At 57.4% G+C, this 11,756-nt stretch carries 12 protein-coding genes; 4 read left to right on the top strand and 8 right to left on the bottom strand.

The genetic code is table 11. From position 1 onward, the window contains the following. Positions 1–8: 8 nt before the first annotated feature. The 3 genes from ybiB to OCH02_RS09630 all read right to left on the bottom strand — a co-directional run bounded on the left by ybiB (position 9) and on the right by OCH02_RS09630 (position 3,126). On the bottom strand, positions 9–968 hold the full coding sequence (gene ybiB, locus OCH02_RS09640) for a DNA-binding protein YbiB (RefSeq protein WP_261431024.1): 960 nt from the start codon (positions 966–968) through the stop codon (positions 9–11). A 39-nt stretch (positions 969–1,007) separates the two neighbouring features. Beyond that, positions 1,008–1,640: an FMN-binding negative transcriptional regulator gene (locus tag OCH02_RS09635; protein WP_261431023.1), complete on the bottom strand. Its 633-nt coding sequence runs from the start codon at positions 1,638–1,640 to the stop codon at positions 1,008–1,010. Positions 1,641–1,704: 64 nt separating this feature from the next. Continuing rightward, complete coding sequence (locus OCH02_RS09630; RefSeq protein ID WP_261431022.1) at positions 1,705–3,126, bottom strand: MFS transporter; 1,422 nt, start codon at positions 3,124–3,126, stop codon at positions 1,705–1,707. A 100-nt stretch (positions 3,127–3,226) separates the two neighbouring features. Here OCH02_RS09630 and OCH02_RS09625 point away from each other — a divergent pair, with 100 nt between their 5' ends. Continuing rightward, positions 3,227–4,063 carry a helix-turn-helix transcriptional regulator gene (locus OCH02_RS09625; protein ID WP_261431021.1) on the top strand — a complete coding sequence of 279 codons (837 nt, stop codon included), beginning with the start codon at positions 3,227–3,229 and terminating at the stop codon, positions 4,061–4,063. A 2-nt stretch (positions 4,064–4,065) separates the two neighbouring features. On the opposite strand, the gene OCH02_RS09620 is transcribed toward OCH02_RS09625, so the two are convergent. Further along, on the bottom strand, positions 4,066–4,695 hold the full coding sequence (locus tag OCH02_RS09620; RefSeq protein ID WP_261431020.1) for a LysE family translocator: 630 nt from the start codon (positions 4,693–4,695) through the stop codon (positions 4,066–4,068). 70 nt (positions 4,696–4,765) lie between these two features. Next, positions 4,766–5,680: a DMT family transporter gene (locus OCH02_RS09615; protein ID WP_261431019.1), complete on the bottom strand. Its 915-nt coding sequence runs from the start codon at positions 5,678–5,680 to the stop codon at positions 4,766–4,768. A 136-nt stretch (positions 5,681–5,816) separates the two neighbouring features. Here OCH02_RS09615 and OCH02_RS09610 point away from each other — a divergent pair, with 136 nt between their 5' ends. Further along, positions 5,817–6,251, top strand: coding sequence for an Lrp/AsnC family transcriptional regulator (locus OCH02_RS09610; RefSeq protein WP_012005895.1), 435 nt, complete (start codon positions 5,817–5,819; stop codon positions 6,249–6,251). On the opposite strand, the gene dinG is transcribed toward OCH02_RS09610, so the two are convergent. From dinG to OCH02_RS09595, 3 genes are read right to left on the bottom strand one after another with little or no spacing between them, the layout of a single operon-like run. Continuing rightward, entirely contained in the window at positions 6,252–8,450 is a 2,199-nt protein-coding gene (gene dinG / locus OCH02_RS09605) for an ATP-dependent DNA helicase DinG (protein WP_261431018.1), read from the bottom strand. 14 nt (positions 8,451–8,464) lie between these two features. Next, positions 8,465–8,899 (bottom strand): tautomerase family protein, encoded by a 435-nt coding sequence (locus OCH02_RS09600; protein WP_261431017.1) that lies wholly within the window; start codon positions 8,897–8,899, stop codon positions 8,465–8,467. Between the two features lie 4 nt (positions 8,900–8,903). Then, the gene (locus tag OCH02_RS09595; protein ID WP_261431016.1) at positions 8,904–9,221 is read right to left on the bottom strand and encodes a carboxymuconolactone decarboxylase family protein; all 318 of its coding nucleotides are present in this window, start codon (positions 9,219–9,221) and stop codon (positions 8,904–8,906) included. A 393-nt stretch (positions 9,222–9,614) separates the two neighbouring features. On the opposite strand from OCH02_RS09595, the gene ompC reads away from it, so the two are divergent. Next, positions 9,615–10,712, top strand: coding sequence for a porin OmpC (gene ompC / locus OCH02_RS09590; RefSeq protein WP_261431015.1), 1,098 nt, complete (start codon positions 9,615–9,617; stop codon positions 10,710–10,712). Between the two features lie 192 nt (positions 10,713–10,904). Further along, entirely contained in the window at positions 10,905–11,756 is an 852-nt protein-coding gene (locus OCH02_RS09585) for a GNAT family N-acetyltransferase (protein ID WP_261431014.1), read from the top strand.

Here is an 11,756-nt window from a genome sequence, read left to right as displayed (position 1 = left end):
CAAGGGATTTACGCGCTGCGTAAACGTTCCAATCCCTGTTCCAGGGTATCAACCTCTCCGGCGGCCAGCAGGCAGCAGGCAATTTGCCGTTGGATCGCCAGCGGGATCGCCACCTCACCCGCCAGGCAACGTTCGATCCAGCGCGCGGTCGTCTCGGCATCTTTTGCCGCCGGCAGCTCGGGAATTTCATCCTGCGCCGGTCGTTCCAGCAGTACCTGCTGCTCACCGTTAACCATGTAATGGATCTGTGGGCATCGCTGCGGGTTGGCATAGGCCTCGCCTTCGGTACCGTGCATCAGTAACCCGCGAGCGCCGATTTGGCGGAAAAACGAGGCCACACGGCCAACGTATTCCGGGTGCGATACGCTGGCGATACGCAGTACATCCTGCTCGGCAAACGGGGTGGCCAGTTTGGCCAGGGTATGGGCGCTGTTACGCACCCCCATGCGCCAGCGCAGGCCAAGCTGACGCTCCAGAGGGGCAGACAGGGTGGAAACCGGGATAAACACCACTTCGCCCGCATCCAGCCGCTGCTGAGCATGAGCAGTATCTTGTGACCAGGGCAGGCCCAGCGCCTGGAAGATTTCGGCGCTGGTGACGCGGGTGCTGTCATCGAGCACGCCATGAACCACTACCGGCAGGCCGACACGTTTGAGCAACAGCGCCAACAGCGGCGTCAGGTTCGCCTGTTTGCGCGCACCGTTATAACTCGGCAACACCACCGGCATCGCTCGCCCAAGCGGTGCCTGCAGGCGGATCACCTGCTGTTGCATCGCCTGATAAAAGCCGAGCATTTCCTCTTCGGCTTCGCCTTTAATACGCATGGCAATCAGGATGCCGCCCAGTTCCAATTCACCAACCTCATCGGCCAGCATCTTTTGATAGAGCTGAAAGGCGGTTTCCCGATCCAGATCGCGCGCATGGTTCTTGCCACGGCCGATCTCTTTAATAATTTTGGTGTAATCCATGGTCTGCTTTCCCCTGATTCAGTCTGGAGTCAGCATACCTTATCCACGCCGCCGCTCAACCTCATCTGCCAGTTGCTGCTGGTCAACATCACCGGCTCGCAGCGCGGCGATCACCCCCTCGACATCTTCGGCGTTGCGGTTCTGGCTCATCTTCCATTTGCCTTCGCGGTGAGTCACGGCGATCTCGATACCGACAATGCCCCTGATCTGCGCAGCGATATAATTGGCCGGAGCATCGTCGATTTGCCAGGGTTCAGGCTGGCGGCCTTCCTGCAACGCCGTCAACCCGTCCAGCTGTTGTCGCAACCAGCCCGCGTCCTCCGTTACCCGCGGCACACCGCGCAGTTGCACCACGCTGTAATTCCAGGTCGGCACCACCTTGCCGGTCTGACGCTTGGTTTCATACCAGCCCGGCGAGACATAGCCCTCCGGCCCCTGAAACACCACCAGGCACTCCTGCACGGTCTGTAGCAAGGACCAATGGGGATTGGCGCGGGACAGGTGCGCCCGCAACACAATGTTGCCCTGCTCATCGGCGTCAATCAAAAACGGCAGCGGGTCCGCTACCAGCCCCTGTTCACCGTGGCTGATTAACATGCCCAGCGGGTGGGCACGCACCAGCGCAATTTGACTTTCCAGGCGGTCATCGCGAAATGAAGCGGGTTGATACATGGCGTAAGGCATCCTTTAGCATTTTCGGAGGGGTGGAATAGCAATACCACCCGCCACAGCTTTACTAAAGATCCACTTTGCGCTGTTGTTGGATGATCCACCTCAGCAGCACCAGGGCAACGACCATCGCCAGCAGGTTGTAAACCATTGCCCCGGCAAACGCCCGCCCATAACCCTCTGCGCCCGCACCGCCCGCCAACAAGGGAACAAAAAACGCGCCGCTGGCGGCAATTCCCAACGCTCCACCCACCTGTTGCACGGTGGAAATTACCCCTGCCGCCATCCCTGCCTGCTGTTCTTTTGCCAATCCGAGCACCAGATTAAGCAGCGGCGTCATACTCAGTGCCTGACCAAAACCCAGAATCACCAGGCCCGGCAACAGCCACAGTGGCTGAACCAGCGCCGCGCCCCACAGTACCTGCGCCACCAGCAGTGCCATCCCGGTGGCGTAAATCACCACGCCAAACGCCAGCACGCCATTGCCCCAGCGCTGTACCAGCGTCGGTGCCAGCAATGAGGCCAGCATAAATGCCACGCTGGCAGGCGCAAACAGGCTACCGGCCTGAAACGGCGTCAGGCCAATCCCCGCCTGCAACAGCAGGGCAAAACACAAAAAGAACGAAGAGGCAGTCGAATAAATCGCCAGTACCACCGCCACACCCGGGGCAAAACTCCCCTGCCGCAACAACGCCGGATCGAGCACCGCATCCCCCGCACGCTGCGCCAACCGCCGTTCCCAGCGGATAAAGGCCCACAGCACCGCTATGCCCAGCGCCAGCGTAGGCAACACCCACCAGGGCCAGCCACGCGACGGCCCTTCCAGCAGCGGAACCAGCAGTAACAACAGCCCGGTTGCCGCCAACAGCAGGCCAACGCCATCCAGCCGCTGCGCCTGTTCGAGGCGTGATTCGGGAATATGCCGCGCCGCCAGCATGGCCAGCGCTCCCACCGGCAGATTGATCAGGAAAATCATTCGCCAACCGCTGCCGAAGATATCGGCTTCGATAATAAAGCCACCGAAAATCTGACCAAAAATCGCCGCCAGCCCCAGCGTCATGCCCAGCCAGGCAAAGGCCCGCCGCCGCTGCTGCGGGCTGTACAACACCCGCAGCAACGCATAGATCTGCGGGAACAACAGCGCCGCCGTCGCCCCTTGCAAAAAACGCGCTACGATCAACATGCTCAGAGAGGTCGCCATGCCACACAGCGCCGACGTCAGCGTAAAACCCAACATGCCGAGACTGAACATGCGACGACGACCAAAGCGATCGCCCAGCCGCCCGCCGGCAATCAGTAACACGCCGAATGCCAGTTCATAACCGGCAATAATCAACCCTACACCGGCAAAGTCAGCGGCGAATTGCTGCTGGATCACCGGCGCTGCCACGTTCACCACAAACAGGTCGAACACCGTGACAAAACCGCCCAGCAATAACACCGGCAAACCGGGAAGACGACGAGCTCCACTAGCTAATGACTGTTCCATAAATGCCTCCAAAGATTGGGATGGCGGCAGTATGGAACATGTCCTAAACTGTTACTATATAGCCCGTTATACTATTACTAACAGCAACAGGACAGCCACTATGCCGCCGCGCACCCTCAACCGAACCCGCCAGGATCTGGCGGATTTTCTGCGTCAAAAGCGTGAGAAGTTATCGCCGCAGGCGGTTGGCTTGCCGAGTGGCACCCGGCGTAGAACGCCGGGGCTGCGGCGTGAAGAAGTGGCCGCCCTGGCAGGCGTCGGCCTCACCTGGTACACCTGGCTGGAACAGGGCCGAGAAATCAACGCCTCGGTGGATTTTCTGGAGAATCTGGCACGGGTGCTGAAGCTGGACGCAACCGGGCGCTACCATCTGTTTTTGCTGGCGCATCAGCGCCCGCCGGTACCGGTCGGTCATCAGTGGTGTCAGGTTTCGCCGCTGGTGCGCCGCCTGCTGGACGATCTGCAACTGCGGCCGGCTTACGTCATGAACCTGAGCTGGGATATCATCGCCTGGAACCCGGCGGCGGACCGGCTGTTCGCCATTGGCGATCGCCCTGCGCAGCAGCGCAACATGCTGTGGATGCTGTTCGCCGACCCACAGCTCAACCAACGGCTGGTGGAGTGGCAGTCGCAGGCGCCACAGGTTGTTGCCAGCTTTCGCCGCGATTACGCCCGCGCCCCGGAAGACGCCACCATGCAGCAACGGGTGCAGGCACTGGAACAGGTATCACCGCAGTTCCGCCAACTGTGGCAGCAGCATGATATTCACGGTCGTTGCCAAGGGCAGCGTACTTTCAAGGTGCCGGAGGTCGGCCAGGTAACTTTTGAACATGCGTCGTTCATTGTCGATGAGGAAAATCATTTACGCCTGGTGATGTACAGCGCGCTGGCGCAATGCCCGGCCAGCGCGGCGTTTGAGGCGTTATTGCAGGAGTAAGGCTATTTACGACTGTCAAAAATCAGCTTGCAGGCCAGCCCGGCAAACACGCCACTCAGCAAGTAATTCGGCCAACGCGCACTGAAGCGACGGCCGACAAAACGGCTTTTCATACTGCTGACCGCCATAATCAAGCCGCCGTTAATCAGCAGCCCCACCAGGTTCAGCACCGTCGCCAGTAACAGCATCTGCACCACCAACGAACCGGCCTGCGGATCGATAAACTGCGGGAACAAAGCCAGAACGAACAGCGCCATTTTGGGATTGAGGATATTGGTAAACAGCCCCTGGCGAAAAATCCGCATGGCAGGTACCGCCGTTAACCCGGCGGAGGCCTGCAAACTGCTGCCGGTTCGTAGCGTTTTCCAGGCCAGATACAGCAAATAGGCCGCCCCTAACATACGCACCGCGTCATAGGCCAGCGGCACCGCGACGAACAGTTGTGACAAACCTAACGCTGCCGCCAAAGCGTGGCAATAGGTGCCGAGCTGGATCCCCGCCAGCGACGCGAAACCCGCACGACGCCCCTGACTGACGCTGCGCGAAGCAATCAGCAGCATATCCGGGCCGGGAGTTACCGCCAGCGCCAGACAGGCGCCGGAAAACAGCAAAAGTGTGGAAACATCAACCATAAATCACCTGGTACCGCGTAGCGGGAAACAGGCTTTATCATAGCTCTGCCGCAGCCATTTTCCAGCACTGTCACTGTTCAGGTGCCTGCTTGCCACCTGGCGTAGGCGTTAGCCGCACGCGGCGCTCACCCAGCAGGTTCATGCCTGCGGCTGCCAGCAGGATGATGGCCGCACCGGCAAACTGCAGCGCCACCAAGTGATGGTCAAACGCCAGGCGGTCTACCAGCATGGCGGCAATCGGATAAATAAACGACAGCGAGCCGATCAGGTTGGTCGGCAGCTTTTGGATCGCGCCATACAGCAACACGTACATGAACCCGGTGTGCAATACCCCGAGCGTCAGCAGCATGCCCCATTGCCCGGCATTGGCCGATGCATGGAAATCCACCAGCGGCAGCAGCATCACTACGCCGACCGTCACCTGAATCAACGCAATCAGGTGTGGCGGCGTTCCTTTCAGCCGTTTTGCGGCCAGCGCCATGAGGGCATAGAAAAATGCGGCCCCCAGCGCCAGCAAAATACCCATCAGGTAGTTGTTCTGTCCGCCCGCCTGCTTCGGCTGCGCCAACACCACCAGCATCATGCCGATAAACGCCAGCACCAGCCATAACAGCTTGCGGGCAGTCAGCTTCTCACCCAGGAACAACGCCCCCAGCGCCACCAGCATAAATGGCTGGGTGTTGTACACCGCCGTAGCGATGGAGATAGACGCATAGGAATAAGCGGCAAACAGCAGCAGCCAGTTGATCACCAGCGCAATGCCGCCGGCAATCGCCACCAACAGCGTGGTGCGGGTCAGACTGTCACGCCGCAGTTGGCCCAGCGCCGCACAAATTGCCAGCAATACCAGCGCCCCCACCGCACAGCGCCAGAACACCACGTTCACTACCGATTGGCCGGACATCAACACAAACCAACCAATGGTGCCGGAAATCAGCATCGCGGCAATCATCTCCAGCGAGCCGCGTTTTATCTCTGCGTTCATCGTTATTTCCTCAGGGTAAGCCAATACGCTTAGCTTGCGACTTTCCCGCACTAGTTTCCATGGCATAAAAAAGGCCAACATGCTTAACTGCCTTTTTATTGAAGGCATAAACATGAATTAACCTAATGGAGACCTTATGGATGATATCGACCGCCAAATCCTGACCCTGCTGGCCGAGGACGCACGGGTGTCGCTGAAAACGCTCAGCGCCAGAGCCGGGTTGTCTTCACCCAGCACTTCAGAACGCCTGCGTCGGCTGGAAGAAAATGGCGTGATCCAGGGTTATACCCTCAACGTCAACTTACAGGCATTGGGCTACGCTTTTCAGTCGCTGGTGCGCATCAAACCGCTGCCAGGCATGCTCAAGAAGGTCGAACAGCTGATCCAGGATATCCCGGAGGTGATTGAGTGCGACAAGGTGACCGGTGAGGACTGTTTTATCGTGCGGCTGGTGGCGCACTCGATGGAGCAACTCGACCAGATCCTCGATCGGCTGGCCGAGCGCGCGCAGAGCAACACTTCCATCGTCAAAACCACGCCGGTGAAGCGCCGCCTGCCCCCGCTGCTTTAATTAACGCGTGCGTCGGCGGGCGAACGGATTTTTGCGTTTTTTGTCTTTTTTCTCCGCCGCAGCGGCAGATTTGACCGCGGCCAGGTGCGCCTTGTCGGCCTCCGGCACTTCCCGCTGTTCGATAGGAAATACCGGCAGTGACGCCAGCAAGCGCGAACCATAGCTTTTGGTCAGCAGGCGGCGATCGTAAATCACGATCTCACCGTGGCACTCATTACTGCGGATCAGTCGCCCCACCTGCTGGATCAGGTTGAACGAGGCGCTTGGCAGGCTCTGCACCTCAAACGGATAACGCTTCAGCGATTTTAGCCATTCGCCCTCGGTCAGGATCACCGGGCTGTCGATCGGTGGGAAAGCAATTTTGTGAATATGCACCTGAGTCAGCAGTTCACCTTTCAGATCCAGCCCTTCGGCAAACGACTGCAGGCCGATTAACACGCTGGCCGTGCCCTTTTCAACCCGTTTACGGTGTTCTTCCACCAGCCGATAGCGCGGCTGATCGCCCTGTACCAGCAGCATCAGGCGCAGGTCGGTCACATAGCTGAGGAAGGTCTGCATCGCCCGATGGCTGCTGAACAGGATCAGCATCCCCTTGTGTTTGCCGGTGGCCTGCTCGGCGCGGAAAAAGCGCGCCATCTCTTCCAGATGTTCGGCCTCATTGGCGATCGCCGGCTCAAAGCGCATATTCGGAATAACAATCTTGCCCTGTTCCACATGATTAAACGGTGAAGACAGGGATTCGAAGCGATCGCCGGCCTTTTCACTTAATCCGCTCATTTCTTGCAGGCGCGCAAAGCTGTTCAGCGAGCGCAGCGTCGCCGAGGTGATCACCACGTGCGGCACCTTGCGCCACAGCAGTTTTTCCAACTGATCGCTGACGCGAATGCCCACGCAATGCAGGTATAGATGAGTGACGTTATCGCGCAGATCGCGCGTGACCCATTTGGAGATCGGTGCATTGGAAGATTTATCCAGCGCGGCCAGCCGCCACAGCTTGCTCATCGCCTCCAGATAGCCCAGGGTGCGGCTCATCTGAATGATGGAACGGTGCAGCCGCACAATGTCGTGCTTGCCGGTCTGTTCGCTGAGGTCATTGACGATAAACTCCGCCACCCCACGCAAGGCGTCGGTCAGCTTGAATAATCGTGCGCAGGTTTCTACCATCTCCGTCGGCAGTTCCCCCATTTCAAATCGATGTTCGGCGATGACCGTATCGGTCGGCAGATAGGCGCTGACCTGATGCTCGAAGATTTGGATCAGTTCGCGCAGTTCTTCGCAGTGGTTCTTCAAACGTTCGCCATTCGCCAACCCCGGCGGGCTTTTCGGCCGGTATTGCGTCATGCACTGCTCAACCTGGCGCACGATCATGTCCAGCTGCAGATTGGTCGACAAGGCAGTGATTTCGCCTTCAATCTCCAGCGCGTCACGCGCTACTTCCGGCAGATGATGCCCTTCGTCCAGCACCAGCAGCAGCTCTTTCGGGTTCGGCAGTACCGACTCGGTTTCCAGCGCCGCCATCACCAACGCATGGTTAGCCACCACCACGTCGGCGGTTTCAATCTCTTTACGGGCGATATAAAACGGGCATTCACGAATGTAATGGCAGTTACGGCCCAGGCAGTTGGCTTTATCGGTGCTCAGCTTGATCCACAGCGGATCGTCAATCGACAGTTGATAATGGTCGCGCAGCCCGTCCCACTCATGGCGGCCAAGCGCCTTGCTCAGCTTTTGGCACAGCGCCTGTTCTTCGCCGCTCGAAGGCGCCAGCTCGTCGCCCAGAAACAGCATCAGGTCACCCTGTTCGCTGACGTCAGTGCAAAGCGCCGCCAGGTTACGCGGGCAAACATAGCGCCCGCGGCCAAAGGCACCGGTAAATTTCAGATCGGGAATGATCTTCTTCAGTAGGGGTAAATCTTTGCTGTAGATCTGATCCTGCAGCGCCACGTTGGCGGTGCTGACCACCAGCGGCTTGCTTTCGGCGCGGCCAACGGCGATCCCCGGGATCAGGTACGACAAGGTTTTGCCCACGCCGGTCGGTGCCTCAATCGCCAGGTGGCGTGGGTAATCACCGGCCAGCGTTTTTGCCACTTCGGCGATCATCTGCCGTTGCGGTGCACGGGAAATAAAATCCGGTATTTGCTGCTGCAGGGCTTTGTACCACTGGCCAATCTGATCTTTAACTGCGGGGGAGAGCGCCATTCAACTCTATATCTCTACGAAATGATGGCGCTATTGTCCCACAGACCGTCGGCCGCGTCAGCCTGGCCTTCGATCATTGAGGCACGCCCCGCACTGAACGACCATTCGTCCAACTGAGTGGTGGTGATCACCACCATCACATCTTGCGGCCGCAACTGCAGATTTTCCGCCAGCAGTTCCGCCAACCGCTGATAAAAACGCTGCTTGGTCAGGGTATCGCGCGGACGACCAGCGGTAATGTAGAACAGCACAAAATCCGCCGAACGCGGGCCGCCAAGATAGTCGCGATCGTAAATCAATTCGCCGGGGCGATATTGATCGATGGCCTGGAATTTATCGGCCAGCGGGACATTGAAGGTTTCGACCAGCGCCTGATGCAGGCTGTCGGACAGGGTTTTCAGGTATTGCGCAGACTTCCCCTGATGCAAAGCAATGCGGCTAAATGGCATGAGGCTACTCCTGTTTCAGTTCGCGCAAGCGCGTTACGGCACAAGCGGCCGCAGGCCAGCCGGCATAGAACGCCAGATGAGTGATCAACTCGGCAAGCTGTTCGACGTTCACGCCATTGCGCTGGGCCAGTTGCAGATGAAACGGCAATTGCTCCACGCGGTTGAGCGCCACCAGCGCCGCCACGGTGATCAGGCTACGCTCACGCGGTGTCAGTATTGGCCGCTGCCACACATCGTCAAATAATACGTTGTCACTGAGCTGCGCCAGCTTGGGGGCAATGTCGCCGAACGTCTGTTGCCCGGCCTGTTGAGAAGGTTGCATCACACTCTCCTGCTGTTTAACGGATGCTCTTAAGCTATCCGCAATCCTTATTGGTGAAAATCGGGATTTTTAGCAGTCTTTGTCCATAAAATCAGGACTGTTAAAACATTGAGCGGCGTTCGAGACTGCCCGATGCATAAATCTCACATATGATTCCTCCAGAAGCCTGGGGCGATATTGTTAGCGACAAACCGACCACCGACACTTGTCTGATGAAGAAATTCACTCTTTCCGCAACTTTTTTAATCGTTCGACATGGAAATGAATATTTTGTCATAAATAGATCACATAACTACGGTAAAAAACCTGCGCTGCAAACAAAACGGGCGGCACAGTGAAACAGCAGTACAACTGATGATAAGCGTCTTTCAATCGAATAAAGCAGGGTAAATCATGAAACCTAATCTTCTGGCCGTTATTATTCCGGCACTTTTAATTGCGCAGACAGCACAGGCAGCGGAAATCTACAATAAAGACGGCAACAAACTTGATTTTTACGGCCGCGTAAAAGCACTGCACTATTTCTCTGACGATGCCGGTAATGATGGCGATAAAACCTATGTGCGTATCGGTTTTAAAGGCGCTACACAAATTAACGATATGCTGACTGGTTATGGCCAGTGGGAATATCAGATTGCTGCCAACCATGCTGAGGCTGACGGCACCAAAGATACCAAAACCCGTTTGGGCTTTGCTGGTCTGAAATATAAAGACATCGGTTCATTCGACTACGGCCGCAACTACGGCATTATCTATGACGTCGGCGCCTGGACGGATATGCTGCCTGAGTTCGGTGATGATGCCTACGTCAAGACCGACAACTTTATGAACGGCCGTACCAACGGCGTAGCAACCTACCGTAACAACGACTTCTTCGGCCTGGTTGAAGGTCTGAAATTCGCTGTTCAGTACCAGGGCAAAAACGAAAACGACGGCCGCGCCAACAGCAAAGCGAATGGCGACGGCTGGGGCCTGTCTTCCAGCTATGAAATCATCGACGGCCTGAGCGTCGGTGCTGCCTACGCCTCTTCCAACCGTACCGCAGGCCAAAAAGCAGGCACCTTCGGTAAAGGCGATAAAGCGGATATCTGGGCCGGCGGCCTGAAATACGACAATAACGACGTTTATTTGGCAGCGACCTACTCGCAAAGCCGTAATATCGCGCCTATTTCCGGCACCGCGACCATCAATAATACTTCCACCTCCGTTAGCGGCTTTGCCAATAAGGCGGAAGGTCTGGAATTGGTTGCGCAATACCAGTTCGACTTCGGTCTGCGTCCATCGCTGGGTTATGTTCAGCAGAAAGGCAAAGATATTGAAGGCATCGGCGACGCCGACCTGGTGAAATATATCGACGTTGGCGCTTACTACTATTTCAACAAGAACATGTCTACCTATGTCGATTATAAAATCAACCAACTCGACAGCGGCAACAAGCTGGGTCTGAAAGACGACAACGTCATCGCCGTCGCCCTGACCTACCAGTTCTGATGTGATGAAATAACCACCACTGCAAACCTTAGCTTCACTTGATACCCAGAGTTACTTCGCCGGGCGGCAACGCCCGGTTTTTTCATTTGGTGCCCTGGCCGCCCTTCGCCTCTCATCGCCGCATCAGGAAACTTGCCTTATAAAACAAACGGGTCTACATCTATATGTTGCGCAAATCAACCTGGATGACCTATGCCAACCACTTCCCCATTCGAATACCACTCAGCACTGCGCTACAGCAGTGACGAGCTGGCGCAGATCCTTTGCCACTGTTTTGAAAACTACATTGTGCGCTTCGTCATTGATGGTGACACCTTCGCCCGTCGTTTTGGTGCCGAAGACCTCAGCCTGAATGACAGCATTATTGTCACGCACCAACAGCAACCGGTGGCGCTGGCGTTGATTAGCCGCCGTGGTTTGCACAGTCGGGTATCGGCGCTGTCCATCCGACCGGAAATGCGTGGTAAAGGGTTGGGAAAAGCGCTGATGAAACGCATTGTCGCCGATGCGCGTGAGCGCGGTGACCGCCAGCTGTCGCTGGAGGTGATCGAAGGCAACGACCCCGCGATTGCGCTGTACCATCAGGCTGGGCTGCAAATCGTCCGCACGCTGACCGGGCATCTGGCCGGCCCGCAGATAGCCACCGAAGTTGCAGAACTGCAAGAGGTCGATCCGCTGTTCGTCTCCCACCGCCTGATTGCCGATGGCGCCACCGACCTGCCTTGGCTGATCGCCCCGGAATCGCTGTTCAAACTGCCCGGCAAGCCCTATGCCTTTGCCCTGGAACAACACCAGGCCTATGCGGTGGTGCAGGTCGGCGCGGATAAGTGCTTTTTACGCATGATTTACGTCCCGCCGCAGCACCGTTTCCAGGGCCATGCCCGGGCGATGCTGGCCGCGTTACAGACGAAATTCGCGTCGCTACCGCTGACGGCCAACGTTTACGTTCCCGAAGTGGCTGCCCCCTTCTTCGCCAGGCTCGGCTGGCAGCAGGACGCGTTACGCCAGTTTGAAATGACGATGACCTTAGGCACACCACAATAA

The organism is Serratia quinivorans, assembly GCF_946227985.1.
GTDB lineage: Bacteria > Pseudomonadota > Gammaproteobacteria > Enterobacterales > Enterobacteriaceae > Serratia > Serratia quinivorans_A.
Note: the sequence above shows the minus strand (reverse complement) of the source record. Positions and strands in the feature narration are given on the sequence as shown.